Annotated in this window: 20 protein-coding genes and 3 pseudogenes; 9 read left to right on the top strand and 14 right to left on the bottom strand. The window is 71.7% G+C overall.

From position 1 onward, the window contains the following. Nucleotides 1-87: 87 nt before the first annotated feature. The 6 genes from rpoB to H4W80_RS50590 form a co-directional block, all read right to left on the bottom strand. Nucleotides 88-3,540 carry a DNA-directed RNA polymerase subunit beta gene (gene rpoB, locus H4W80_RS50615; RefSeq protein WP_192791599.1) on the bottom strand — a complete coding sequence of 1,151 codons (3,453 nt, stop codon included), beginning with the start codon at nucleotides 3,538-3,540 and terminating at the stop codon, nucleotides 88-90. 763 nt (nucleotides 3,541-4,303) lie between these two features. Beyond that, nucleotides 4,304-5,095 carry an SDR family oxidoreductase gene (locus H4W80_RS50610; protein WP_192791598.1) on the bottom strand — a complete coding sequence of 264 codons (792 nt, stop codon included), beginning with the start codon at nucleotides 5,093-5,095 and terminating at the stop codon, nucleotides 4,304-4,306. A 347-nt stretch (nucleotides 5,096-5,442) separates the two neighbouring features. Beyond that, nucleotides 5,443-5,814 (bottom strand): hypothetical protein, encoded by a 372-nt coding sequence (locus H4W80_RS50605; protein WP_192791597.1) that lies wholly within the window; start codon nucleotides 5,812-5,814, stop codon nucleotides 5,443-5,445. Between the two features lie 29 nt (nucleotides 5,815-5,843). Next, entirely contained in the window at nucleotides 5,844-6,218 is a 375-nt protein-coding gene (locus tag H4W80_RS50600) for a roadblock/LC7 domain-containing protein (RefSeq protein ID WP_192791596.1), read from the bottom strand. A 29-nt stretch (nucleotides 6,219-6,247) separates the two neighbouring features. Beyond that, on the bottom strand, nucleotides 6,248-7,306 hold the full coding sequence (locus tag H4W80_RS50595; RefSeq protein WP_192791595.1) for a hypothetical protein: 1,059 nt from the start codon (nucleotides 7,304-7,306) through the stop codon (nucleotides 6,248-6,250). Between the two features lie 3 nt (nucleotides 7,307-7,309). Continuing rightward, nucleotides 7,310-7,684, bottom strand: a complete 375-nt coding sequence (locus tag H4W80_RS50590; protein WP_192791594.1) for a roadblock/LC7 domain-containing protein — start codon at nucleotides 7,682-7,684, stop codon at nucleotides 7,310-7,312. A 158-nt stretch (nucleotides 7,685-7,842) separates the two neighbouring features. On the opposite strand from H4W80_RS50590, the gene H4W80_RS63140 reads away from it, so the two are divergent. Both H4W80_RS63140 and H4W80_RS50585 read left to right on the top strand, forming a co-directional pair. Then, nucleotides 7,843-7,974 carry a hypothetical protein gene (locus H4W80_RS63140; RefSeq protein ID WP_264086032.1) on the top strand — a complete coding sequence of 44 codons (132 nt, stop codon included), beginning with the start codon at nucleotides 7,843-7,845 and terminating at the stop codon, nucleotides 7,972-7,974. 1 nt (nucleotide 7,975) lies between these two features. Then, nucleotides 7,976-8,779, top strand: coding sequence for an SDR family oxidoreductase (locus H4W80_RS50585; protein WP_192791593.1), 804 nt, complete (start codon nucleotides 7,976-7,978; stop codon nucleotides 8,777-8,779). A 36-nt stretch (nucleotides 8,780-8,815) separates the two neighbouring features. On the opposite strand, the gene H4W80_RS50580 is transcribed toward H4W80_RS50585, so the two are convergent. Further along, a complete protein-coding gene (locus H4W80_RS50580) occupies nucleotides 8,816-9,820 on the bottom strand; it encodes an RNA-guided endonuclease InsQ/TnpB family protein (RefSeq protein ID WP_318787442.1) in 1,005 nt (334 codons plus the stop codon). Then, nucleotides 9,814-9,888, bottom strand: a pseudogene (locus H4W80_RS64110) (helix-turn-helix domain-containing protein); the annotation flags it as partial. The gene H4W80_RS50580 and the pseudogene H4W80_RS64110, both read right to left, overlap by 7 nt. Before the next feature lie 293 nt (nucleotides 9,889-10,181). On the opposite strand from H4W80_RS64110, the gene H4W80_RS50575 reads away from it, so the two are divergent. Both H4W80_RS50575 and H4W80_RS50570 read left to right on the top strand, forming a co-directional pair. Beyond that, complete coding sequence (locus tag H4W80_RS50575; protein ID WP_192791592.1) at nucleotides 10,182-11,207, top strand: alcohol dehydrogenase catalytic domain-containing protein; 1,026 nt, start codon at nucleotides 10,182-10,184, stop codon at nucleotides 11,205-11,207. 59 nt (nucleotides 11,208-11,266) lie between these two features. Continuing rightward, nucleotides 11,267-13,603 (top strand): glycoside hydrolase family 6 protein, encoded by a 2,337-nt coding sequence (locus H4W80_RS50570; RefSeq protein WP_192791591.1) that lies wholly within the window; start codon nucleotides 11,267-11,269, stop codon nucleotides 13,601-13,603. 7 nt (nucleotides 13,604-13,610) lie between these two features. Here H4W80_RS50570 and H4W80_RS50565 read toward each other — a convergent pair whose 3' ends face one another. The 4 genes from H4W80_RS50565 to H4W80_RS50550 are packed head-to-tail and all read right to left on the bottom strand — an operon-like array spanning nucleotide 13,611 to nucleotide 17,607. Then, complete coding sequence (locus tag H4W80_RS50565) at nucleotides 13,611-14,192, bottom strand: GTP-binding protein (RefSeq protein ID WP_192791590.1); 582 nt, start codon at nucleotides 14,190-14,192, stop codon at nucleotides 13,611-13,613. Next, on the bottom strand, nucleotides 14,173-14,523 hold the full coding sequence (locus H4W80_RS50560) for a DUF742 domain-containing protein (RefSeq protein WP_318787441.1): 351 nt from the start codon (nucleotides 14,521-14,523) through the stop codon (nucleotides 14,173-14,175). The genes H4W80_RS50565 and H4W80_RS50560 overlap by 20 nt, the downstream gene beginning before the upstream one ends. After that, a complete protein-coding gene (locus tag H4W80_RS50555; protein WP_185072493.1) occupies nucleotides 14,520-14,945 on the bottom strand; it encodes a roadblock/LC7 domain-containing protein in 426 nt (141 codons plus the stop codon). Before H4W80_RS50555 ends, H4W80_RS50560 begins: the two co-directional genes overlap by 4 nt. Continuing rightward, nucleotides 14,926-17,607 (bottom strand): sensor histidine kinase, encoded by a 2,682-nt coding sequence (locus H4W80_RS50550; protein WP_192791589.1) that lies wholly within the window; start codon nucleotides 17,605-17,607, stop codon nucleotides 14,926-14,928. Before H4W80_RS50550 ends, H4W80_RS50555 begins: the two co-directional genes overlap by 20 nt. A 360-nt stretch (nucleotides 17,608-17,967) precedes the next feature. On the opposite strand from H4W80_RS50550, the gene H4W80_RS63135 reads away from it, so the two are divergent. From H4W80_RS63135 to H4W80_RS50535, 4 genes are all read left to right on the top strand, one after another. After that, nucleotides 17,968-18,093, top strand: coding sequence for a hypothetical protein (locus H4W80_RS63135; RefSeq protein WP_264086031.1), 126 nt, complete (start codon nucleotides 17,968-17,970; stop codon nucleotides 18,091-18,093). A gap of 64 nt (nucleotides 18,094-18,157) precedes the next feature. Then, a complete protein-coding gene (locus tag H4W80_RS50545) occupies nucleotides 18,158-19,468 on the top strand; it encodes a YcaO-like family protein (protein WP_192791588.1) in 1,311 nt (436 codons plus the stop codon). A 68-nt stretch (nucleotides 19,469-19,536) separates the two neighbouring features. Beyond that, nucleotides 19,537-21,681: an NACHT domain-containing protein gene (locus H4W80_RS50540; RefSeq protein ID WP_192791587.1), complete on the top strand. Its 2,145-nt coding sequence runs from the start codon at nucleotides 19,537-19,539 to the stop codon at nucleotides 21,679-21,681. 78 nt (nucleotides 21,682-21,759) lie between these two features. Then, entirely contained in the window at nucleotides 21,760-23,148 is a 1,389-nt protein-coding gene (locus H4W80_RS50535) for an amino acid permease (RefSeq protein WP_192791586.1), read from the top strand. A 141-nt stretch (nucleotides 23,149-23,289) separates the two neighbouring features. Here H4W80_RS50535 and H4W80_RS64940 read toward each other — a convergent pair. Continuing rightward, a pseudogene (locus H4W80_RS64940) lies at nucleotides 23,290-23,505 on the bottom strand (poly(ethylene terephthalate) hydrolase family protein); the annotation flags it as partial. A gap of 169 nt (nucleotides 23,506-23,674) precedes the next feature. Further along, nucleotides 23,675-23,983: pseudogene (locus tag H4W80_RS64100) on the bottom strand (discoidin domain-containing protein); the annotation flags it as partial. Here H4W80_RS64100 and H4W80_RS50525 point away from each other — a divergent pair. Continuing rightward, complete coding sequence (locus H4W80_RS50525; RefSeq protein ID WP_318787440.1) at nucleotides 23,937-24,401, top strand: CoA-binding protein; 465 nt, start codon at nucleotides 23,937-23,939, stop codon at nucleotides 24,399-24,401. The pseudogene H4W80_RS64100 and the gene H4W80_RS50525 overlap by 47 nt on opposite strands. The last annotated feature ends 54 nt before the right edge of the window (nucleotides 24,402-24,455 follow it).

Genomic DNA, 24,455 nt, shown 5'->3' with positions numbered 1-24,455 from the left:
GCCTGAGCCGTCCGGGCCTGAGCCGTCCGGGCCTGAGCCGTCCGGCGCCTCCCCCTGGAGGGCGCGCCAGACGGACCGCCGTCGGGCTCAGATCTCCTCGACGCTGCTCGGCTCACGCCGGGACAGGTCGATGCCGAGCTCTTCCGCCGCGCGGAAGACGTCCTCGTCGGTGTCGCGCATCTCGATGGACCTGCCGTCGCTGGAGAGCACCTCGACGTTGAGGCACAGCGACTGCATCTCCTTGATGAGGACCTTGAAGGACTCCGGAATGCCCGGCTCGGGAATGTTCTCGCCCTTGACGATGGCCTCGTAGACCTTCACCCGGCCGATGACGTCGTCGGACTTGATGGTCAGCTGCTCCTGCAGGGCGAAGGCGGCGCCGTACGCCTCCAGGGCCCACACCTCCATCTCACCGAAGCGCTGGCCGCCGAACTGCGCCTTACCACCCAGCGGCTGCTGGGTGATCATCGAGTACGGGCCCGTCGAACGCGCGTGGATCTTGTCGTCGACCAGGTGCAGCAGCTTGAGGATGTAGATGTAGCCGACCGCGATGGGGTAGGGGAACGGCTCGCCACTGCGGCCGTCGAACAACTGCGCCTTGCCGCTGCGCTGGACCAGCCGATCGCCGTCGCGGTTGGGGACCGTGCTGTCGAGCAGGCCGACGATCTCCTCCTCGTGGGCGCCGTCGAAGACCGGCGTGGCCATGTTGGTGCGCGGGGCCACCTTCTCGAAGCCCTTGTCGCGCAGCCGCTCGGCCCAGGCCTCCTCGATGCCGGAGATGTCCCAGCCGCGGGCGGCGATCCACCCCAGATGGGTCTCCAGCACCTGGCCGACGTTCATCCGGCCGGGCACGCCCAGCGGGTTGAGGATGATGTCGACCGGCGTGCCATCCTCCAGGAACGGCATGTCCTCCACGGGCAGGATCTTGGAGATGACGCCCTTGTTGCCGTGCCGGCCGGCCAGCTTGTCGCCGTCGGTGATCTTACGCTTCTGGGCCACGTAGACGCGGACCAGCTCGTTGACGCCCGGCGGCAGCTCGTCGCCCTCCTCGCGGGAGAACACGCGTACGCCGATGACCTTGCCCTGCTCGCCGTGCGGCACCTTCAGCGAGGTGTCACGCACTTCGCGGGCCTTCTCACCGAAGATCGCGCGCAGCAGCCGCTCCTCCGGCGTCAGCTCGGTCTCGCCCTTGGGCGTGACCTTGCCGACGAGGATGTCGCCATTCGTCACGTCGGCGCCGATGCGGATGATGCCGCGCTCGTCGAGGTCGGCCAGGACCTCCTCGGAGACGTTCGGGATGTCCCGGGTGATCTCCTCGGGGCCCAGCTTGGTGTCGCGGGCGTCGACCTCGTGCTCCTCGATGTGGATCGAGGACAGCACGTCGTCCTGCACCAGCCGTTGCGAGATGATGATCGCGTCTTCGTAGTTGTGGCCCTCCCACGGCATGAACGCCACCAGGAGGTTCTTGCCCAGCGCCATCTCGCCCTTGTCGGTGCAGGGGCCGTCGGCGATGACCTGGTTGACCTCGACCCGGTCGCCCTCGGCGACGATGGGCTTCTGGTTGAAGCTCGTGCCCTGGTTGGAGCGGTCGAAGGTGGCCAGCCGATGTGTCGTGCTCGTGCCGTCGTCGTTGGAGATCGTGATGTGGTCGGCGGAGACCTCCTCGACCACGCCCGCCTTCCCGGCGCTGACGACGTCGGCGGCGTCGGTCGCGGCACGGTATTCCATGCCGGTGCCGACCAGCGGCGCCTCGCTCCTGAGCAGCGGCACCGACTGGCGCATCATGTTCGCGCCCATGAGCGCGCGGTTGGCGTCGTCGTGCTCGAGGAAGGGGATCATGGCCGTGGCCACCGACACCATCTGGCGCGGCGACACGTCGATGTAGTCGACCTCCTCGGCCCGCATGAGCTCGGTCTCGCCGCCCTTGGTGCGGACCAGGACGCGCGACTCGGCGAACGACCCGTCCGCGTTGAGCACCGTGTTGGCCTGCGCCTTGACGTAGCGGTCCTCCTCGTCGGCGGTGAGGTAGTCGATCTGCTCGGTCACCTTGCCGTCGACGACCTTGCGGTAAGGCGTCTCGATGAAGCCGAAGGCGTTGAGCCGGCCGAAACAGGCGAGGTAGCCGATGAGGCCGATGTTGGGGCCTTCAGGGGTCTCGATCGGGCACATCCGGCCGTAGTGGGACGGGTGCACGTCACGGACCTCGAAGCCGGCCCGCTCGCGGGACAGACCGCCGGGGCCGAGGGCGTTCAGCCGCCGCTTGTGCGTCAGGCCGGACAGGGGGTTGGTCTGGTCCATGAACTGCGACAGCTGCGAGGTGCCGAAGAACTCCTTCATGGACGCCACGACCGGGCGGATGTTGATCAGGGTCTGCGGCGTGATCGCCTCGACGTCCTGCGTGGTCATGCGCTCGCGCACGACGCGCTCCATGCGGGCCAGGCCCAGGCGGACCTGGTTCTGGATGAGCTCGCCGACGTTGCGGATCCGCCGGTTGCCGAAGTGGTCGATGTCGTCGGTCTCCAGCGGCCGGTCCGCCTGCTCCTCACCGGCGTGCAGCCGCACGAGGTATTCGACCATCGCCACGATGTCGTCCTCGGTCAGGACGGTGACGTTGATGTCGGTGTCCGAGCCGAGCTTCTTGTTGACCTTGTAACGACCGACCTTGGCCAGGTCGTACCGCTTGGGGTTGAAATAGAGGTTCTGCAGCAGGGTCTGCGCCGACTCCTTGGTCGGCGGCTCGCCCGGCCGCAGCTTGCGGTAGATGTCCAGCAGCGCGTCATCCTGGCCGGCCGTGTGGTCCTTCTCCAGGGTGGCCCGCATCGACTCGTACTGGCCGAACCTCTCGAGAATGCGCTCGCTGGTCCAGCCCAGCGCCTTGAGCAGCACCGTGACGGCCTGCTTGCGCTTGCGGTCGATGCGCACACCGACGCTGTCGCGCTTGTCGATCTCGAACTCCAGCCAGGCACCCCGCGACGGGATGACCCTGCAGCCGAACAGATCCTTGTCGGACGTCTTATCGACATTGCGTTCGAAGTAGACACCGGGCGAACGGACCAGCTGCGAGACCACGACCCGCTCGGTGCCGTTGATGATGAACGTGCCCTTCGGCGTCATGAGCGGGAAATCGCCCATGAACACCGTCTGGCTCTTGATCTCACCGGTGGCGTTGTTCATGAACTCCGCCGTCACGAACATCGGGGCGGAGAAGGTCATGTCCTTGTCTTTGCACTCATCTACTGAGTACTTCGGCGGCTCGAATCGGTGGTCGCGGAACGACAAGGACATGGTCCCCGAGAAGTCCTCGATCGGACTGATCTCTTCGAAGATCTCTTCGAGGCCCGACTGAGTCGGGACGTCCCTGCGCCCGGCCTGGCGAGCCGCCTCTACCCGGGCCTTCCACCTCTCGTTTCCGAGCAACCAGTCGAACGACTCGGTCTGCAGAGCGAGAAGGTCGGGAACTTCGAGGGGCTCCTGGATGCGCGCGAATGACACGCGACGGGGACCAGCGGGTACGGCGGAGGCGTTGCGCGAGGCTGCCAACAGATGTCCTTCCGGGAGCTGACGGCGGACTGAATGCGCGCATGCCGAGACGCCCGGCAGTCACCGGGACATGAGGCGTCGAAAGGCAGCGCGGAAGGGCAGCATAAACCAGAAGGGACATGGAGGGCAACATTTAATGTTGTTGTCAACCTCGCTCCCGCCTCAGGATGACACAGCCGCCTAGCCCTCGTCAACTTCAACGCCACACCTCCACCCACACAACCATCCCCCGGCCCCGCCCGCACGACGGGCGGAGGGCAGCCCCCGCCTCGCCGGCGCGACGGACAGGAGGCAGCCACCGACCCCACCGGCACGACCGGCACGACGGACGGAAGGCAACCCCCGACCCCGCCGGTACAACGGGTGGAAGGCAGCCACCGACCCCGCCAGCACGACCGGCACGACGGACGGAAGGCAACCCCCGACCCCGCCGGTACAACGGGCGGAGGGCAGCCACCGACCCCCGCCAGCGCGACGGGCGCGTGGCAGTCCCCAGCCGCAAGCCACCACCCCGGCTCCGGGCCGCGAGGACCAGGCCGCCCTCGACGCCGGAAGTCCACCGCACGCCCGTCTGCGAGAGCCCACCGCATGCCCGTCGGCGGAGGGCACGAACATGACCGTGGCGAGGCCGATCCGCAGGACCCGCCGGCGGAGGGCACCCATGTAACCGTCGCGGGACCGGATCCGCAGGGCCCGCCGGCGGAGGGCACCCACGTGACCGTCGCGATCGTCGCCCGGCCGCGCACACACCCTCCTCACCAAGTCATGACAGGTCGGGCAGCCCGAGGTCGAGGTTGGGCCGGTCGATCCCGCCGTCCACTTCGAGCACCTTGCCCGTCACGTACCGGGCGGCCGGGGAGACCAGGTAGAGCACGGCGGCCGCCACGTCCTCCGGCTCGCCGATCCGCCGCAGCGGCGTGGCCTGCTCCATCTGGGCGCGCAGGCCCTCGTCGTTCATGACGATGTCGAGCGCGGAGGTAGCGACCGCGCCGACGGCGACCGCGTTGACCCGAACGGCGGGGGCCAGGTCGAGCGCGGCCAGCCGGGTGTAGTGCGCCAGGGCCGCCTTGGCGGTGCCGTAGGCCAGGTAGCCGCGGCCCGCCACGCGGCCCACTGCGGAGGAGACGTTCACGACCGCGCCGCCGCCCGCCTTCAGCAGGTGCGGGACGGCGGCCCTGGTCAGCTCGTGCGCCACGCCGACGTTGAACTGGAACGCGTTCTCGAGATGCTTCCGTTTCGTGTCGAGGAAGGCGCGGGGCATCGCGCCGCCCACGTTGTTGACGACCACGTCCAGGCGGCCGAACGCGGCCGCGGCCCGCTCCGCCAGGTCCTCGGCGGCGCCCGGGAGCGTCAGGTCGGCGGGGACGACGAGGACCCGCCTCCCGGCCTGTTCTACCTGCTCGGCGATGGCGCGGAGCTGGTCTTCGGTACGGGCGCAGATCGCGACGTCGGCGCCGGCCTGGGCGAGGGCGACGGCGGTGGCCGCGCCGATGCCCCGGCCCGCGCCGGTGACCACGGCCGCGGCGCCGCCGATCTGGAAGCGGTCCAGGATCATGCGCTCAGCCTAAGGACGAACTGTAACCCGTTTCAATACGGTGCCTGGCTGCGGCTCGCGGCCGTCGCCACGCCCTCCTCGTGGTCCGCACGACCGCCATCCCCCTCACCGGCTGACCGCCACTGCCGGCCACGACGCAATGGGACGCCGCGCAATGGGAGAGCGCGCGATGGCACGGCCCGGCATAGCGGCACGGTGCGGCGTACCGGTGCGGCCCGGCGTAGCGGCACAGCCCGGCGTAGCGGTGCGGCGCGGTGCGGCGCGGTGCGGTGCGGCGCGGTGGTGTGTGGTGGGAAGGGTGGGTGGCCCGCTGTTGAGCGGGGCGGGCCACCCCTCGAGGGTCGGGGTCAGACCTCCAGTTTCTCCTCGATGCCCCGGAGCTGGTGCCGGGACATGGCCAGGTTGGCGCGTCCACGGTCGAGCGCCAGGTAGAGGAACAGCCCCTTCCCCCCGCGCCCCGTGATCGGCCGGATGATGTGGTACTGGCCACCCAGCGTGATGAGGATGTCCTCGATGCTGTCCTTGAGGCCGAGCGAGTCCATCGTGCGGAGCTTGGCCTTGACCACCTCCGTGTTGCCGGCGGCGGCGATCTGCAGGTCGAGGTCCTTGGAGCCGCCGAGGGTGCCCAGCGCCATGCCGCTGCCGTGATCGACGATCGCCGCTCCGATGGCGCCGTCGATCGTCATCATCTCCTTGAGCGAGACGTCCATGCTGGCCATTGTCTTCTCCCTTTCTGCCAGGGGACCGTTCAGTGCCTACGTGCTGCGACGGCGGCCACTCCGGCGGCCGTCTTCCTGCCCTCCAGCCGCAGCAGCCCGACGTTCGCGCCGGGCTTGGCCAGGACTGTGAGGACGATGGTGGGGCCGGCGGCGTAGAAGGCCACGAAGCCGGCGGTGCCCGAGATGAGCGTTTCTTCCAGAGCGCCGTGGCCGGTCATGGTCAGCATCCGCCTGCTCATCGCGAGCAGCGCCGCCGACAGCGCCGCGGTCTGCTCGCCACGGTCTCCTTCGAGGTCGCAGGCGATCTGCATGCCGTCCACGGTGCAGGCGACGCTGCCGCTCACGTCCGGCGTGCGTTCGCGCAGGAGCGTCATTTCCTCCAGAACCTCTTTCCGCAGCTCCACCGGTGGCCTCCTCCTGAGTACGGGGAACCTCACGCCAGCTCCTCGAGCGCCTTCTTGAGCCGCATCAGCAGCGCCAGATCGGTCGGGTCTCCCGTCACGGGCGGGCCGAGCGGCTGGGCCACCGCCCCGGGATCGTGGGGCGGCCGCTCGTAGGGGTGCCGAGCCCGCTTCGGCAGCCCGGCTCCAGGCGCTTCACCCCCGTCGGCGGCCTCTGCGGCATCTGCGGGCTCGGCATGCCTGGGCCGCTTGTCGGCGGGGTCGGCATGCCTGGGCCGCTTGTCGGCGGCAGCGCCCCGGCCCGGACCAGGCGGGATGGTTCGGCCCGAAGCAGGCAAAGCGGTGCGGCCCGCGTCGGGCGGAGCGGCTCGGCCCGAAGCAGGCAAAGCGGTGCGGCCCGCGTCGGGTGGAGCGGTGCGGCCCGGAGTGGGTAAGGCGGTGTGGGACGGGTCGGGTGGGGTGAGCAGGCCTGCGGCCGCCAGCCTTCTGACCGCGAGCAGCACCGCGTAGCCCGATCGCCCGAGCTGCTTGGACAGCTCCAGCGGCGTGGCCTTCTGGTCGGCGCCGACGATCACCTCCCACTGGACCCGGGTCAGCGTGACCCCGTGCCCCGGCAGCCACGGCACCGGTCGTACCGGCAGCGTGTCCACCTCCGCGGACGGCCAGATGTCGGCGAGGTGCGCCCGCCGCCGCGCGCACTCCCGCACCAGCCCCGCCACGTCGAAGAACCACTGCCCGCCCAGCCAGTGCCGCTCCCCCGGCCGGAACTTGGGCCGCGTCCCGCTGATCGGCAGCAGGAAGAAGGCCGCGTCCAGGACCGCGCCCAGCACCGCGAACTGCAGCTCGCCGGGCGTGAGCGCCCCCTCCTCGAGGAGCCGCGCGCAGCCGCCGTCCGCCTGGAGCCCGCGCAGCGCCGCCTCCGTCATCCGGCCCCTGGCCGTGAGCAGGCGCTCGACGCCCGGGGTCTGGGCGCACTCCATGTACGTCACGCGCCCGTCGTGGAGGAAGATCGTGCCGTTCCTCCCGAGCCGGAGCGCGCCCGTCGAACGCTCGCGCGCCAGCCCGCCCAGGAGTGCGTCGAACCTGGTCATGACTCACGTCGTCAGCTGGCTGGAGACCGACCGCAGGCGGTGCCGGGCCAGGGCCAGGTTGGATCGTTCCAGGTCAAGGCGTACGTAGATGACCAGCGGCCCCTCGAAGACCGCCTCCAGCGGCCTGAGCAGATGGTGGCCCTTGTCCGTCGTGACGAGCATGTCGTCGATGCGGACGACCTCACCCGGGCAGGCGCGGGCGAGGCCGTCGGTCGTGGCCCGCAGCGCCTCGGTCAGCGCGGCGGCCGACCGGTCGGCGTCCACGCCCGAGGCGCTGCTGAAGGCCACCGCCATGCCGCTGGTGTGGTCGAGCAGCATGGCGTCCAGTGCCCCCGGTATGGACATGACCTCCGCCAGGCAGGTGTCGATTCCGAGCACGTGATCCCCCTCGCCGTAAGTGGAACGGGGGACAGCGTAGGAGGGTTATGAATCACGCAGAAGTGCCCCATAGACCTGCGGTTACGCTTTTATGCGGCCAAGGCAGAGAAAACCCATACTCATACACATAGTTCTGATATTTATGAGTATTTCTCGTAATGATGGCCACGGGGCACGAGCAGGTCGTCGAGGCCATCGCGGCCATGGACCCGGCGGCGGCGCGGGCCGCGGCGCTCGTCCGCGCGTCCCGCGTGGAGGTTCTCGGATCCGCACCAGCTTGGGAGAGATGACGTGCCCCTCCAGACCGCTCCAGGCGTTCCGGCGTTCGACCTGACAGGCAGGCTCGCCCTGGTCACCGGCTCGGGTCGCGGCATCGGGCAGGCCATCGCGCGCGGCTACGCGCTGTCGGGGGCGCGCGTCGTGCTGAACGGCCGCGACACGGCACGCCTCGAGGCGGCGGCCGCGGCCCTGCGCGAGGAGCTCGCCCCCGGCCGCCCGCCCGGCGACGTCCAGGTCCAAGCGTTCGATGTCAGCGACCCGGCGCAGGTCGAGCGGGCCTGCGAGGCCGTCGTCGCCGCGTACGGCTGCCCGGACATCCTCGTCAACAACGCCGGCGTGCAGATCCGCGGCCCCCTCACCGAGCTCCCGGTCGACGACTGGAAACGCGTGGTCGACGTCAACCTCACCAGCGGCTTCCTCGTCGGCCGCGCCTTCGCGCGCCACATGCTCCCCCGGGGCAGCGGGAAGATCATCAACGTCTGCTCGGTCCAGAACCACCTGGTACGCGCCACCACCGCCCCCTACGCGGCCGCGAAGAGCGGGCTCGGCGGGCTCACCCGGGCGATGTGCGCCGAATGGGCGTCCGCCGGTATCCAGGTCAACGGCCTGGCACCCGGCTACATCGACACCGACCTGAACGCGTCCCTGGTCGCCGACCCCGACTTCAGCCGCTGGATCACGCGGCGCACGCCCGCCGCGCGCTGGGGCCGCGTCGAGGACGTCGTCGGCCCCGCGATCTGGCTCGCCTCACCGGCATCCGACTTCGTCAACGGCCAGGTCATCTACGTCGACGGCGGCATGACGGCGGTGATCTGAGTGACTCCTCCGCTCCCTGAAGGGAGCGGCTTCTCGCTAAGCCGCTTGCGCAGCGTCGCGAAGGGCAAGCCCTGCCCTCAAGATGTTGATCGCCGCGTTCACATCGGCGTGCGCGGAAAACCCGCACGCCGTACATCGGAAGACGGCTTGGGTGAGGCGGTTCTCCCTCGCGCAGTGCCCGCAGCGCGAGCACGTACGGGAGGTGTTGGCGGGGCTCACCGCGATCAGTTCTCGACCGGCGCTTTCAGCCTTGTGCGCGAGGATCGTCAGGAACACCCCCCAACCCGCATCCAGGATGCTGCGGTTGAGCCCGGACTTGGCCGCCGCCCCGTTGGGCAGGTAGCCGCCTTCGCCGTCCGGTTTCGGCGCGGCACGCCGGGTCATGCCCGCGACGTTCAGCGCTTCGTGCACGATCACGTCGTAGCCGCGCACCAGCGCAAGCGCGGCCTTGTGCGCCGAGTCGAGGCGTTGCCGCCGCACCTTGGCGTGCAGGGCCGCCACCTGTGCGACGGCCTTACGGCGCCGCTTGGATCCCCGTTTCTTACCGGCCAGGTCCCGCTGGGCCGCCGCCAGACGGTCAGCGGACGCGGCAAGGTGGCGCTGGTTTTCGATGTGGTCGCCGTCGCTGGTCGTGGCCAGCGAGGCGACGCCCATGTCAATAGCCGCGACCGCGCCCGCGGCGGGAAGGGTTTGTACGGGCACGTCATCGCACGACAGCACGACGAACCAGCGGGCGCCTTCCCGCTTGATGCTGATCGTCTTGACGGTGCCTAACACACGGCGGTGCTGGTGGACCCGGACATGCCCAACGCCCTGCAACCGCACGTAGGACGCGCTCGGGTGGTGGGGCTGGGAGTCCCACCGGCAGCCGTCGCCGTCCTTGGGCCATTCAACCGTGTCGAACCAGCCCCGCCCCTTGAACCGCGGGAACCCTGGTGTGCGGCCTGCTCGCCGTAGCGCACCGTCACCCCAGCTTTGCGGTAGGCCGTACGGCGGTGTTCGAGAGCCGCGTTGTACAGCTCCCGGTGGTCTTCCAGGCACTGTGCGAGCGCGGCGGCCTGCTTGCTGGTGGGGCGCAGCAGGAACTTGAACGACCTACGCACAGCCATCGCCCTTGGCGCGCTCCAGATCCTCCAGGCGCATCTTCACCCGCCCGCAAGAACCAGGCGGCGGTACGTCGGGCACCACACCACGGGGTAGCCGAAGTCGTACGCGGTACCGGGCAAGGTGCGCACCTGGCAAGTCACACGATCATTATCACAGTGCCGCACATCTCATACGCGATGAACGGAGACCTCTGATGCACAGACCAGACAAGTCAGAGCACGCTCGGGCCTTGGCAGCCCTCCCGTTCCCGATTCCCCCGTCGCCTAAAGGCGACGGTTCCTCTCGGGAGGTCCTGATGGAGGCCAATGCCCTCGTCGTCACCGGCCCCGGGCACCTGGCGGTCGAGACCCGGACCACCCCGGCGCCGCGACCGCACGAAGCCGTCGTCACGGTCGTCTACGGCGGCATCTGCGGCTCCGACCTGCACTACTACAGGAGCGGACGGGTGGGCGAGTCCGTCCTGCGCGCCCCCATGGTCCTGGGGCACGAGGTGGTCGGGGTCGTCGCCGAGCCGGCCGCCGACGGCTCGGGGCCGCCTGCGGGCGCGCGCGTCGCCGTACACCCCGCCCAGGTGTGCGGCCGCTGCGGCCCCTGCCTGCGCGACGAGCAGAACCTCTGCGCGGAGCTGCGCTATCTGGGCAGCGCCGCCCGGATGCCGCACACGGACGGCGGGTTCGCCGAGCGCCTCGTCGTGCCCGCGAACCGCCTCGTGCCGATCCCCGACGGGCTCGACCTGCGGACGGCGGCGCTGGCCGAGCCCGCCTCGGTGGCGCTGCACGGCCTGCGCCGGCCGGGCTCCGGCGTGGCGGGCCGCGACGTCCTGGTGATCGGCGCGGGGCCCATCGGCCTGCTCTCCGCCGCGCTGGCCGCCTGCGCGGGGGCGGCCACGGTCACGGCGACCGACGTGTTCGGCGAACCCCTCCGGCTGGCGCTCCAGGTGGGCGCGACCCACGTCGTACGCGCGGACCTCGGCGAGCCGATCCCCGCCGCCGACGTCGCGATCGAGTCCTCCGGCTCCGAGGCCGGGCTCGTCTCCGCCATAGAAGCGCTGCGCCCCGGCGGAACCCTCGTCAACGTGGGGCACCTGCCCCCGGGCGGCGTCACCGCGCCGCTGCACCTCGCGGTCACCCGCGAGCTGACCCTGATAGGGTCGAGCCGCTTCTACCACGAGATGCCGGCCGCGTTGTCGATCATGAGCCGGGACGCCGGGCGGTTCGCGCCCATTGTCACGTCCGTCTTCGGGCTCGGCGCGGCGGTGGCGGCCTTCGAGGAGGCGGCCGACGCCCGGCGCTCCAGCAAGGTCCTGCTCGCGTTCACCTGAACCCCGGTGCCGCCCCGGCCGTACCTCCTGTCGACTGTCTGGGTCGGGATGGGCGGGCGATGGCGTACGGCACCAAACACGGCGAGGCGGTGGACGGGCGGACCGGCGACGACCCGCGGCGGATCGGCGGCCACCGCATCGTGCGCCGGCTCGGCTCCGGCGGGATGGGCATCGTCTACCTCGCGAAGAGCCGTTCGCGGCGGCTCGTGGCGATCAAGGTGATCCACCGGCACCTGGCCGGCGACCCGGAGTTCCGGCGGCGCTTCCGCCGCGAGGTCGCGACCATGCAGCGGGTCGCCCCGTTCTCGACGGCTCCCGTGCTCACGGCCGACGTGGACGGCGAGACGGCGTACGTCGTCACCGAGTACGTGCCGGGGCCGACGCTGTTCCGCGCGGTCGTGGAGCGGGGCCCGATGTCGGGCTCGGAGCTCGAAGGGCTGGCCATGAGCACGGCGGTGGCGCTGTGGGCCATCCACGCGGCCGGCGTCGTCCACCGCGACCTCAAGCCGTCGAACGTGCTGCTGTCCCCCGTCGGCCCGAAGGTCATCGACTTCGGCCTCGCCTTCGTCGCCGACTCCACGACCCTCTCCGTCACCAGGATGGGCACGCCGGCGTACATGTCGCCCGAGCAGGTGCGCGGGCTGGCCTCGGCGGCCTCCGACGTCTTCGCCTGGGGCGGTGTCATGGCCTTCGCCGCGAGCGGGCGGCCGCCGTTCGGCTCGGGGGCGGGGCACGACGTGCTCTACCGCGTGGTCCACGAGGAGCCCGTGCTCCCGGAGCTGGGCGGCGTGCTCGGCCAGCTGGTGGAGCGGGCGCTGAGCAAGGACCCGGCGGCGCGTCCGACGGCCGCCGAGCTCGTGGACGCGCTCGGCGGGGGCGCCACGCTCCGCCTCTCGCCCGACTTCGCCCCGGTCGGGCCCCTCCCACGACGCCGGGCGGGCGGCCGGTTCCCGTACGAGTCGAAAGGCCCGCGCCCGGCCACCACCGCCTCGGCCCGGACCCACGCCGTCCCCGAGCAGGCCCACGCCGCCCCGGAGCTGGTCCACCGCGCCACGGAGCTGGTCCGCCCCACCACGGAGAAGGGCCGCACCGCCTCGGACCGGAGCCGCACCACCCCGGACCGGAGCCGCGGCGCCCCGGCGCACAGGGGCCGGCGACGGGGCGCGTCCCGGCGCTGGGCGTGGGCCGGCGGCGCGGTGGCCGCGCTCGCCGTGGCGGCGGCGGGCGCGTACCTGCTCCCTGGCCTGCCCACGACGCCCCCCGCTGTGACCCCGGCCCTGAACCCGGCCGTGAACCCCGCCGTCGCGAAGGAGGCGGGCACGCTGTGGCGCAAGCTCCCCGGCGAGAACCCGCTGCGCGCGGACGGCGTGCGGTTCTACGTGCAGCCGGACACCGACGCGGCGCGGCAGGCGCGGACGTGGTCGGCGCAGGGCAGGACGGCCGACGCCGCCCTCATGCGAGCGCTGTCGCAGGTCCCACAGGCGATCTGGCTCGCCGGCGGCTCCCCCGCCGACGTCTCCCGCACCGCTCGCGAGGCGGTCGCCCAGGCCGAACGCGGGCGAACCGTCCCCGTGTTCGTCACCAACAACATCCCGGGACGCGACTGCTGGAACGGCGGCGCCCCCGACACCGCGGGCTACCGGGCATGGATCGACGCGGTGGCCGAGGGCATCGGGAACCGGCCCGCGGTCGTCGCCCTGGAGCCCAGCGGCCTGGCGCGCATGCCCGGCAGCCCCGAGTGCCCGAAGGGCGGGGAGTCCGCCGCCGTCCAGCGGTACGCCGATCTTTCCTACGCCGTGGAGACCCTGACCGGCCTGGCCCGCACCGCCGTCTACCTCGACGGCGGGCTGGCGGGCTGGCCCGCGTTCACGCAGATCGCCGACCGGCTGGTCAACGCGGGCGCGGTGCGCGCCGACGGCTTCTACGTCAACGCCGTCGGCTACCGGCCGACCGCCCGATCGCTCGCGTACGCCGCGAAGCTGTCCAGGTGCGTCTACCTGAGGGCGGCGTCGCGGAGCGCCTCGTGCGCCGACGCGACCCTGGCCGCCGTGCCGGACGACGCGCCCGGCCTGCCGCACTTCGTCGTCGACACGAGCCGGAACGGGACCGGCGAGTGGCAACCGCCCGCCGGGCGCTTCCCGGTTCCGGACGAGTGGTGCAATCCTCCCGGCAGAGGCGCGGGCGCCCGCCCGTCCGCCGGCACCGGGAAGCCGCTGGCCGACGCGTTCCTCTGGCTCAACAGCCCGGGGTTCTCCAACGGTCAGTGCGCCCGGGGCACCTCGGGGCCGGCCGACCCGGTGTACGGCGTCGTCACCCCGGCCTCCGGCCAGTGGTGGCCCGACCAGGCCCTGGAACGGGCGCGCAACGCCGTCCCGCCCCTCACGCCGGCCCCCTGAACCTGGCTCATCCGCCTTCCACCGCGTACTTCACCAATGTGGTGAGCACCTCCTTGACCGACGCGCGGTCGCGGACGTCGCACAGCACGATCGGGATGCGCTCGTTCAGCGCGAGCGCCCGCCGCACCTTGGCCGGGTCGTGGCGGCGGGCCCCGTCGAAGCAGTTCACGGCGACCACGAACGGGACGCCGCGCTGCTCGAAGTAGTCGACCGCGGGGAAGCAGTCGCCCAGGCGGCGCGTGTCGGCGAGCACGACGGCGCCGAGCGCGCCGAGGGCCAGTTCGTCCCACATGAACCAGAAGCGGTCCTGCCCGGGGGTGCCGAACAGGTACAGCCACAGCCCGTCGCGGATGGTGATGCGGCCGAAGTCGAGCGCGACCGTGGTGGTGGTCTTGGACTCCACGCCCGAGGTGTCGTCCACCCCGATGCCCCGCTCGCTCAGCAGCTCCTCGGTGTGCAGCGGCCGGATCTCGCTGATCGTGCCGACCAAGGTGGTCTTGCCGACGCCGAACCCGCCCGCGATGAGGATCTTGATGGCCAAGGCCGAGGCGACCGCGGTCGTCCCCGGCTCAGAGGCTGCGTAGTCCATGCAGCACTTCCCTGTAGATGCGTTCGTCGATCGTCTGCGCCGCGGGGCGCGGGCGCTCGATGGTGACAAGGCCCTCTCGCCGCAGATCGCTCAGCATGACCCGGGTGATGTTGAGCGGCAGCCGGAGGTGCGCCGCGACATCGGCCACCGGCGTGGGCTTCTGGCACAGCGACAGCACGGCGCGATGCTCCGGGAGCAGCTCCGCGGGCTCGTAGGAGCCGGCGACCGACGTGACGATGGCCACCAGGTCGAACGACTCGCCCTGCGGCCGCGCCCGGCCCCCGGTCAGCCCGAAGAGCCGGAGCAGCGGCCCGGGATCCTCCCCGGTCACTGTCTTGCGCCGTTCCAGGCGGGTGCCGGTGCCGCTCCCCTCGGCTGCGCGGAGAGGTGCTCGCCGACCCGCTTGACCATGAGCGCCATCTCGTACGTGACCATGCCCAGCTCGGCGTCGCCCGTGGCGAGCACGGCCAGCCGGGCGCCCTGGCCGGCCGCGGTGACGAACAGGAAGCCGTCCTCCATCTCGATGATCGTCTGCCGTACGCCGCCCATGCCGAAGTGCCGCCCGGCGCCCATGGCGAGGCTGTGGCTGCCGGCGGAGATGGCGGACAGGTGCTCGGCGTCCTCGCGGGTCAGGTTCCGGGAGCCGCCCATGGCCAGCCCGTCGGCGGACAGCACGATGGCGTGCCGGATGCCGGGGACGCGCTGGGTGAGGTCGTCCAGCAGCCAGCTCAGTTCACTTCTCGGGTCGGGCATCGGGATGGTCGTCCTTTCGGTTCCACACGTCTTGTCCCTGCTCCGCCTGGCGACGGCCTTGCTGCCAGCCGCGTTGCATGGACGACATGAGTTGTGCGAGCTCCTCCGGCGAGCGCGCCGAGGTGCTGCGCCGGTCCGCGCGTCTGGCGGAGCGGAGCTGGGGAGCCAGGCTGGCCTGCGGCACCCGCATGGGCAGCCCGTCGAGGTCATCGTCGGCCTCCTCGGCCGGCACCGTGACGCTCCAGCCGGCGGGCGGGCCGGGCGGGGTGGCGGGGCCGGGGACCGGCGTCGGAATCCGGATCGGTCCAGTGGCGGGCCCGCTGTCCGGCCCGTCCGCGAGCCCGTCCACGAGCCCCTCCAGGAACTCGTCCACGAGCCCGCCGGAAGGCCCGTTCGCCGCTCCGTTCGCAAGCCCGTTCCCGAGTCCGGCCGCAAGCCCGTTCCCGAGTCCGGCCGCGAGCCCGTCCCCGGGTCCGCCCGCGAGCCCGTTCGGGGACCCGTCGAGAGGCGAACCCGTGAGCCCGTTCGCGGAGCCGTTCACGGGCCCGGTCACGGGGCCGGCCTGGATGATCGGGGTCGAGGGCGGCCCGGCCTCGAACCAGGTCCCGCGTTCCGGGGCGCGCGCGGGCGCGTCCGGCCCGAGGGGCGGCAGGGGCTCGGGGGCGACGGCGACCCCGCGGGGACGGGGCTCGGCGGGCCCGGTGCCGAGCGCGCGCATGGGCCTGGCGATGTGCGCGGCGACGCGGTCGGTGGCGGGCGCGACGGCCGGGGGCTGGAGGTTGACGAGCAGGGAGGCCGGCAGCAGCACGATCGCGGTGGTCCCGTCGTACGGCGAGCGGCGCAGCGAGACCTTGATCCCGTGCCGGGCCGCGAGCCTGGACACCACGAACAGGCCGAGCCGGTCGCTGTCGGCCAGGTCGAACTCCGGCGGGTCGGCCAGCTTGGAGTTGAGCTCGTCGAGGGTGGCGTGGTTCAGCCCCAGGCCCCGGTCCTCCACCTCCAGCGCGAAGCCGTTGGCCGCCGTCATGCTGCGGATGTGCACGGTCGTGTCGGGCGGGGAGAAGACGGTGGCGTTCTCCACCAGCTCGGCGACCAGGTGGATCACGTCGGTGACGGCGGGGCCGACCAGCAACGGGGCGTTCGGCATCGGCACGACGGTGACGCGGGTGTAGTCCTCGACCTCCAGCCCCGCCGCGCGTACGACGTCGAACAGCGGCACCGGGTCGCGCCAGCGCCGCGCGGGCGCGGAGTCGGACAGGATGATCAGGTTCTCGGCGTGCCGCCGCATGCGGGTGGTCAGGTGGTCGAGCTTGAACAGGTCCTCCAGGACCTCCGGCTCCTCGACGCGGCGTTCCATGGTGTCGAGCAGCGTGAGCTGGCGGTGGAGCAGCGCCTGGTTGCGCCGGGCCAGGTTGAGGAAGACCAGGCCGACGCCCTTGCGCAGGGTCGCCTGGCCCACCGCCGCCTCGACCGCCGTGCGGCGTACGGCGGAGAAGGCGTGCACCACCCGGTCGACCTCGGCGGTGTCGGCGCGGTCGAGGCCGGGCGCCTCGGTGGCCGGGTCCACGTCGTCGCCGCGGCGCAGCCGCTCGACCAGCCGGGGCAGCCGCCGCTCGGCCAGCTCCACGGCCGACTCCTGCAGCCGGCTGAGCTCGGTGATCAGCGAGCGGCCGAACCGGTACGACAGCGCCACCGACGCCACCACCGCGGCCAGGCCCAGCAGCAGGACCAGGCCGATGCGCCAGTACGCGCCGGACTTCTGGGACTGCGCCTCCTGCGCGGTGCGGGCCAGCTCCGTCTGCGTGTCGCGGCTGATCGCGCCGAAGATGGCGTCGGCGTCCCGCTTCCACACGGTGGGGTCCACGGGCGGCGCGCCGCCGCTGGTGTCCCAGCCGAACAGCAGGTCCTCCGCGTCCACCAGCCGCTTGTACGACGCGCTGGCGACCAGCCGGTCGTAGTTGGCCCGCAGTTCGGGGCCCACGTCGCGCTCGGCGTTGGCGAAGACGAGCCGGCGGCTGGTCATCGCGGAGACGAACGAGGCCCGGTCCCTGGGGGTCATCTTGTGGTGCACGATCGTGGTGGTGAGCACGGCGTGCTCGCGGCCCAGATACTCGGCCGCGGCGCTGTAGGCCGCCATGCCGCGCACCGCCTGGTAGGACGAGACGTCGCTGAGCGCGTCGCGGTCGCTGAACTGCCCGTTGGCGACGCTGATCAGGTTGTTGTACGCCTCGATGATGGTCAGCGGCGGGGCCAGAACGCCGCCGTCGGCGGAGTCGCGCAGCGACTGCAGCCCGTCGAGCGCCTGCAGCAGCGCCTGCACCTGGGCCGGGGTGTCCCCCTCCGCCGCCCCGACGTCGAGGGCGCTGATCACCTCGCGCAGGCGCTTGGCCTTGCCGTCGGTGACGCGCCGCTGCTCGGCCAGCGGCTCGTACGAGCCGGTGCCGCGGACCGCCTCCGCCGAGAGCTGGCGCTCCCGCTGTAACTCGACGATCAGCTGCAGCACCGGCGAACCGATGCCCTCCCAGCGGTCCTGCGCCTGGGAGACGGTGACGATCTCCTCAACGCTGGAATAGGCGATGAACCCCCACAGGGCGACCATGGAGACCAGCGGAAGCAGGAGAATCCTGAGCAGCTTGGTACGGATCGGCGGGGGCGAACTCATCCATCATGTCCAATTCCGCGCACCGGATGATGCGCCGCCGGGCAGTCGCGAACCGGCACTACCCCGAGAATGTCCGCCACGACTGGCACGCCTGTGGTGCGTCCACTATGCCGATGGGGCACATGTACTTCAAGGTACAGATGCGAAGAAACATCACGAATGGCGGGTTGACTCTTTGTCAGCACACGGTTCGTGACCGTAACGACCGCCATCTCACGCAGAGTGACGATCTTGAGACTCCCAGGCTTCCCACCCCGGCCCTCGCCATTCCCCAGAAAGTGTAAATAAGTCCGCAAATAGCCTTTCTAGGCTTTTGCCGAGGAAGCGCTACAATTAAGGCGGAATGAAAGGGGGAGGCTCATGGGAAATGTCGTGGACTATATCGTGACCGAGTCGCTGGATCGCGAGACCCAGCACCTGACCCAGGCCGAACTCGACCGGCTGGGCGAGCTGCTGTCCGCCACGACCGGCAATGGCAGAAGGTAGGCCGCGTCGATTTCCGAAATCCCCGCGACGGGCGGGGCGGCCGTTCTGTGAGACGGAACGGGCGGTGCCGCTGGACGAGGCCGGGAGGCGGGCGTCCGCGGCGCTGACCGCGCTCGGCCTGCGGGCGGAGCTCGCGGACGCGGGCGACGGCCGCGACCCGACCGCCTGGTGGTGCCGCCTGCTCGGCGGCGCGGGGGACCCCGCGCCGGTCGCGTGCGGGATGGGCAAAGGACGCCCGGACGAGGCCCGCGTGGGCGCTCTGTTCGAGGCCGTCGAGCACTATCTCACCGGCCCGGCCGGGTTCGACCCCGCCGCCGTGCGGTCCGTCTCGCCCGCCGCGCTCGCCACGGGCCCGCTGCGCGGGGACGCCTGCGCGCTGCTGCTGGCCGGAACGCCCGGCCGGCGGATGGCCTGCCTGCGCTATCGCCCCCTCGACGGGCCGCCCCTCCCCCGCCGTCGGGCCGACGCGCTGGTGCCGCTGTTCCTGTCGGCCCCCTGGTACGCCGAGGCCGGCGCCGCCCCGCTGCGTGAGCTGGCCGGGGACGACTGCGACTACGCCGACCTGATGCGCTACAGCTGCAACAGCGGCTCGGCCGTCGGCATCACCGCCGCCGAGGCGCTGCTGCACGCCCTCAACGAGGCCGTGGAGCGGGACGCCCTGTCGCTGCTGCTGGTGCGGGCCTTCCTGGGCGGGGACGGCTTCCGGCTCAGGCTGATCGACCCGGGGACGCTTCCGCACGGCCTCGCGCGGGCGTACGCGACGGCGGAGGAGCTGACCGGGTCACCGGTACACCTGCTGGACATCACCAGCGACCTCGGCGTGCCGACGATGCTGGCGTACACGGCTCCGACCGCCCGCCGGCCGCACCGGCGCGGCGGCGGCACCTCGCTGGACCCCGAGTACGCCGCCTGGCGGGCGCTCACTGAGCTCGTCCAGAGCACGCTCGGCGAGGGCCTGCCGCACTCCGGTCTGACCGGGCGGGCGGCGCGCTCCGGAGCCGCACGCGGCGATCTCGCCGGGCTGGCGGCGCACCCCGCGCTGCACGCGTGCGGGCGGTTCGACCTCACCGGCGCCCTGCGCGAGGCGCGGGTGGTCCCCTTCCCCGAGGCCGGCGCGGCGGCCGGGGCTCCCGGCGCCCAGCTGCGGAAGGTGACCGCGAAGCTGGCCGCCCGGGGCCACCCGGCCTACCACCGCATGGTGCGCGTCCTGCCCTGCGGGATCACCGCGGTCCACGTGATCGTGCCGGACCTGGAGCGGTTCATGCTGGTCACCGACGGCAACCTCGTCCTGCCCGGCCGCAGGGGGCTGGCCGCCGCGGCCGGGAGGGTTTCCGAATCGATGCCACAGGATTGGCGGCCTCCATCAATGAGGTGAATGGTTTTTCCGGTTTATCGACCTTACGTGGAGAATTACCAGCCTCTTTATCCCCACATACTGGATTTATGGGCGCACGATATTGGCAGAATCGCCAGGCCAAGCTGTCGGTGGTGCTCGGCGTTCTGCTCCTGGCCCTGGCCACCCTGATCCTGACCATCGCCACCCGATTGCCGAAGGACTGGGGGATAACGGCCGGATCCGCTCAGCTCATCGCGGCGGTGACGGGCGCGATAGGGCTGGGCAACGGCCTGGTGCAGTTCCTGACCTGGTGGCGCAAGCGGGGCGCGGCCACCGCCGCCCCCACCTCGGCCGACGTCGCCACCGCCAAGGACGTCCTGTCCGGGCTGGTGACCCAGCAGTGGCGTGACGAGACGGTCCTGCGCTCGCTGTGCGATCCCGAGCCCATGCCGCTGCCCTGGCACTCGACCGAGCGCCGCGAGCTCGCCGACCGTCCCGAGATCATCGCCAAGGGCACCGTGGCCTTCCCCGGCCTGGACGTGCACATCGCGGACATGGCACGCAACTTCCGCGCCCTGCGCTGCCGCCGGCTGGTCATCCTGGGCGGTCCGGGCACCGGGAAGACCACCCTGGCCGTGCAGCTCGTCCTCGAACTGCTGCGCACGCGGGAGCCGGAGGAGCCCGTGCCGGTGCTGCTGTCGGCCGCCCGCTGGGACGACCGCGTTTACGGGCGGCTGCAGGACTGGCTGGCCGCGAGCCTGGCGCTGGACTATCCGGCGCTGCGCGCGGAGGACCTCGGCATGGACATGCCGGAGACGCTCGTGGCCCGGGGCGAGGTGCTGCCCGTCATCGACGGCCTGGACGAGCTGCCCGACACCGCCCGCGCCGACATGCTGACCGCGCTGAACCGGTCGATGTACGAGACCGACCAGCTCATTCTCACCTGCCGTACGGAGCAGTTCGCCGAGTCCGTCCAGGAGATCGGCGACGCCCTCACGGCGGCGGCGGTCATCGAGCCACAGCCCATGTCCCCCGCCGCGTCGGCCGACTATCTGGAGGCGTGCCTGCCGCCGGTGCCCCACCCCGTCTGGCCCCACGTCCTGGACGAGCTGCGCAAGGGCACCGCCCCCGCCCTGTCCGAGGTCACCTCGACGTCTCTGGGGCTCTGGCTGGTCCGCGCCACCTACATCGCGCCGCGGGTGGACCCGACGCCGCTGCTGACGCTCGGTCACGGCAGCGCGGCGACGCTGCACGACCATCTGTGCGACCAGCTCATCCCCGCCCTGGTGAGCACGCGTACGCCCGCCGACGGCCCGCCGCAGCCCTTCCGGCCGCAGCACGCCTGGACGCCGGAGCAGGTGGACCGCTGGCTGACGTACCTGTCCTGCCAGCTCGCGCGCAACGAGGAGGACCCGCGCGACGTGGCGTGGTGGCACCTGGCCCGCTACACCTCCAGCCGCGCGGTCCGGTTCGGGGCCGCCGCCGTGATCGGGCTGGTCGTCGGGCTGGCCTTCGGGCTGCTGACGAAGTCGCCCTTCTTCAGCGCGATGGCCGGCCTGTTCTCCGCGCTCGTCGCCGAGACCCTGATCGGCTCCTGGTTCACCGAGTCGCCGGGCCACGCCGACTTCCACGTGCGCGGCAGGCTCGCCGAGCTCCTTCCCGCCCTCAGGGACGGGCTGATCGTCGGGGCCCTGGGGGGCATCGTCGGCTGGCTCATGGCCTACGCGAGCGGGAAGCCGGTCATCGCCCTGAGATCCTCGGCGCAGATCGGGCTGCTGTCCTTCGTCGGGTTCGTCGCCCTGCTCAGCCTGATCCGCTGGGTCGAGAGCCCCACCGCCGACCTGACGGCGAGATCCCCGCGCTCGACCTGGCAGGCCGACAGGAACCTGACCGCCATCCGGATCATCGGCGGGCTCGTGGTCGGGCTCGCCACCGCGGGCGTCCTGCTGTACTCGGGGATCCCCGCGGACATGTCGGTCCTGGTCGGCGTGGTGCTGGGGCTGCTGTTCGGGCTCGTCCTGGGCCGCCACCATGCGTGGCTGGCCTACAAGCTGACGATCCCCCGCCTGGCCACCCGGGGGAGCCTGCCGCTGCGGGCGATGGACTTCCTGGACGACGCCCACCGGCTGGGCCTGCTGCGCACGGAGGGGCCGTACTACCAGTTCCGGCACATCGAGCTGCAGCAGCACCTGGCGAACGGGCGGCACGCGGCGCCCGCGCAGGAGCCGCGACCGCCGACGCGGCACCCGTGATCCCGCAGGTCAGGGCTCCCCCGCATAGGGACGGCCGTGGTGGGCAGGACGGACGCACACAGTCGCATCGGGGGCGTCATGGTCGGTTCAGGAGGCGTCTTCAGACGCAAACCGGTGGAGCTCATCGCCACCGAGCACGAGGGCGAGCTGGCCAGGACGCTCGGGTTGTGGCAGCTCACCGCCATCGGCGTGGGCGGCATCATCGGCGCGGGCATCTTCGCCCTGGCCGGCGCGGTCGCCAACCAGACCGCGGGGCCGGCCGTGCTCGTCTCGTTCCTCATCGCGGGGATCGCCAGCGCCGCCGCCGCGTTCTCGTACGCCGAGTTCGCGGGCCTCATCCCGAAGGCCGGGTCCGCCTACACCTACGGGTACGCGGTCCTCGGGGAGATCGTCGGCTGGTGCATCGGCTGGGACCTGCTGCTGGAGTACACCGCCATCGTCGCGGTCGTGGCCATCGGCATCTCCGGCTACTTCGGCTTCCTCGTGGAGCAGCTCGGCTTCACGCTGCCCGCCTGGATGCTCGGCGCGCCCGGCACCGGCGCGGGGCACGTGGTGGACCTGTTCGCGGCGATCCTGTGCCTGTTCATCGCCTTCCTGCTGAACCTCGGGATCCGCGCCGCGGCCAGGTTCGAGACGTCCGTGGTGGGCATCAAGGTCGCCGTCGTGCTGCTGGTGATCGTGGTCGGCTTCTTCTACATCAACCCGTACAACTACATCCCGTTCTTCCCGTTCGGGGTCAGCGGGGCGATCACCGGCGCCGCCACCGTGTTCTTCGCGGTGTTCGGCTACGACGCGATGAGCACCGCGGCCGAGGAGTCACGGGACGCGCAGCGGCACATGCCGAAGGCGATCATCTACTCGCTGGCCATCTCCATGGTCCTGTACGTGCTGGCCACGCTCGTGCTCACCGGCATGCAGAACTACCGGGAGATCGATCCCGAGAGCGGCTTCTCCTCGGCGTTCGCCTCCGTCGGGCTGCCCGGGCTCGCGTCCCTGATCGCGGCGGGGGCCGTGGTGGGCATCCTGACGGTCATGTTCACGTTCATGCTCGGCGTCACCCGGGTCTGGTTCTCGATGAGCCGGGACGGGCTGATGCCGCAGTGGTTCGCCAAGCTCCACCCCGTACGCCGGGTGCCCACGCGGGTCACCTGGATCGTGGGCGGCGCGTCGGCGTTGATCGCCGGGTTCCTTCCCATCCGGGAGGCGGCCGAGCTGACGAACATCGGGATCCTGCTGGCGTTCGTGGTCGTGTGCGTGGCGGTGATCGTGCTGCGCTACCGGCAGCCCGACCTGCCGCGCCAGTTCCGCATGCCCGGGATGCCGGTGGTGCCGGCCGTCGGGGCGCTCTTCTCGATCTGGCTGATCACGTTCCTGAATCCGGTGACCTGGCTGCGCTTCGCCGTCTGGTTCGTGATCGGGCTGATCATCTACTTCGCCTACGGCCGGCGCCACTCGGCGCTCAATTAGCCCGCGCCGGGCACGGCCCTCTGGAGCCGTGCCCGGCCGCGGCGTTCGGAACGGGCAGGTGTCCGTCCACTGGGTCACCAGCGAGGTGTTGTTCCGGTCGGCGTCACGCGGGCTGCCGCACAGGAACGGGGTGAAGCGGGTGTCGTCGCGCAGCGCCACCATCGTGCCGCCGCCGCCCATCGAGTGGCCCGCCGCGCCGAGCACGCCGTTCAGCTTGCCCGAGATCGGGTTGCCGGTGGCGTTGCCGAGGTTGAGCGGCTGGGTGCCGGCCGCCCTGATCTGGGTGCCCCGCTGGTTGGGGCTGTCGGACAGCGTGTCGGTGTCGACGTTGAGGACGACGAAACCCCAGGACGCCAGGCGCGGGCCGAGCCAGCTCAGGTTCTGCTGGGTGCCCTGGTAGCCCGGCTGAGCACGTGCCCCCGGGAGGTGGCGTGGTGCCGCCCATCGTGCCGTAGACCTGGAACTCGAACAGCGAGTAGCCGTAGGCCGTGGCGCGGGCGGTGCCGTACATCCGTACGTACCGTCCGCTCCCGGTCACGGCCAGGGTCTGCGTCCCGCCGGTGCCGGTGCCGGTCGCGTAGACGGTGGTCCAGGTCAGGCCGTCGGCGGAGGTCTGGATCTGGAACGCCCTGGCGTACGCGGCCTCCCAGCTGAGCACCACCTGGCTGATGGCGGCGGTGCCGCCGAGGTCGACCCGCAGCCACTGCGGGTCGCCGAAGGCGCTCGACCAGCGGGTGGCGGCGTTGCCGTCCACGGCCGCCGAGGCGGGCGTAACCGCTGAGCGGAAGATGAACGCGGGAAGTTCCGGCGGGCGCGCCGTGTTGGTGCCGAGCATGGGAAACCGCTTCGCCGACGGCGACGTCATCAAGCGACTGCTTCACGGGGCGCGGCACTGGGCCTTCGTGGGCCTGAGCGACAACCCGGAGCGCACGGCCTACGACCAGGCCCGGCTGCTCCAGGCCCGCGGCAAGCGGGTCATTCCCGTCCATCCGGCCGCCGAGACCGTGCTGGGCGAGCCCGGCTACGCGTCGCTGGCCGAGGTGCCGGACCCGCTGGACGTCGTCGCGGTGTACCGGCGCGCCGAGCTGGCGGGCGAGTCGGTGGACGAGGCGATCGCGGCGGGGGCCAAGGCCATCTGGTTGCCGCTCGGCGTGATCGACGAGGCGGCCGCCGAACGCGCCCTCAGCGCCGGTCTCGACGTCGTCATGGACCGCTGTCCGGGCGTCGAATGGGCACTACGCAGGGACGCCTGAACAAGTACCGCACGGGGACACGCTGCGCAGGGACGCCTGAACGGGCGCTGCACT

The sequence above is a fragment of the Nonomuraea angiospora genome, assembly GCF_014873145.1.
In the GTDB taxonomy this organism is placed as follows: Bacteria; Actinomycetota; Actinomycetes; order Streptosporangiales; family Streptosporangiaceae; genus Nonomuraea; species Nonomuraea angiospora.
Note: the sequence above shows the minus strand (reverse complement) of the source record. Positions and strands in the feature narration are given on the sequence as shown.

Coding starts and splice junctions, on each gene's coding strand:
- H4W80_RS50605 (WP_192791597.1), bottom strand. CDS start 5,814: ATGGCCAGCATGGACGTCTCGCTCAAGGAGATGATGACGATCGACGGC.
- H4W80_RS50575 (WP_192791592.1), top strand. CDS start 10,182: ATGGAGGCCAATGCCCTCGTCGTCACCGGCCCCGGGCACCTGGCGGTC.
- H4W80_RS50550 (WP_192791589.1), bottom strand. CDS start 17,607: ATGAGTTCGCCCCCGCCGATCCGTACCAAGCTGCTCAGGATTCTCCTG.
- H4W80_RS50540 (WP_192791587.1), top strand. CDS start 19,537: ATGGGCGCACGATATTGGCAGAATCGCCAGGCCAAGCTGTCGGTGGTG.
- H4W80_RS50565 (WP_192791590.1), bottom strand. CDS start 14,192: ATGGACTACGCAGCCTCTGAGCCGGGGACGACCGCGGTCGCCTCGGCC.
- H4W80_RS50535 (WP_192791586.1), top strand. CDS start 21,760: ATGGTCGGTTCAGGAGGCGTCTTCAGACGCAAACCGGTGGAGCTCATC.
- H4W80_RS63140 (WP_264086032.1), top strand. CDS start 7,843: ATGATGGCCACGGGGCACGAGCAGGTCGTCGAGGCCATCGCGGCCATG.
- H4W80_RS50570 (WP_192791591.1), top strand. CDS start 11,267: ATGGCGTACGGCACCAAACACGGCGAGGCGGTGGACGGGCGGACCGGC.
- H4W80_RS50610 (WP_192791598.1), bottom strand. CDS start 5,095: ATGATCCTGGACCGCTTCCAGATCGGCGGCGCCGCGGCCGTGGTCACC.
- H4W80_RS50525 (WP_318787440.1), top strand. CDS start 23,937: ATGAACGCGGGAAGTTCCGGCGGGCGCGCCGTGTTGGTGCCGAGCATG.
- H4W80_RS63135 (WP_264086031.1), top strand. CDS start 17,968: ATGGGAAATGTCGTGGACTATATCGTGACCGAGTCGCTGGATCGCGAG.
- H4W80_RS50595 (WP_192791595.1), bottom strand. CDS start 7,306: ATGACCAGGTTCGACGCACTCCTGGGCGGGCTGGCGCGCGAGCGTTCG.
- H4W80_RS50555 (WP_185072493.1), bottom strand. CDS start 14,945: ATGCCCGACCCGAGAAGTGAACTGAGCTGGCTGCTGGACGACCTCACC.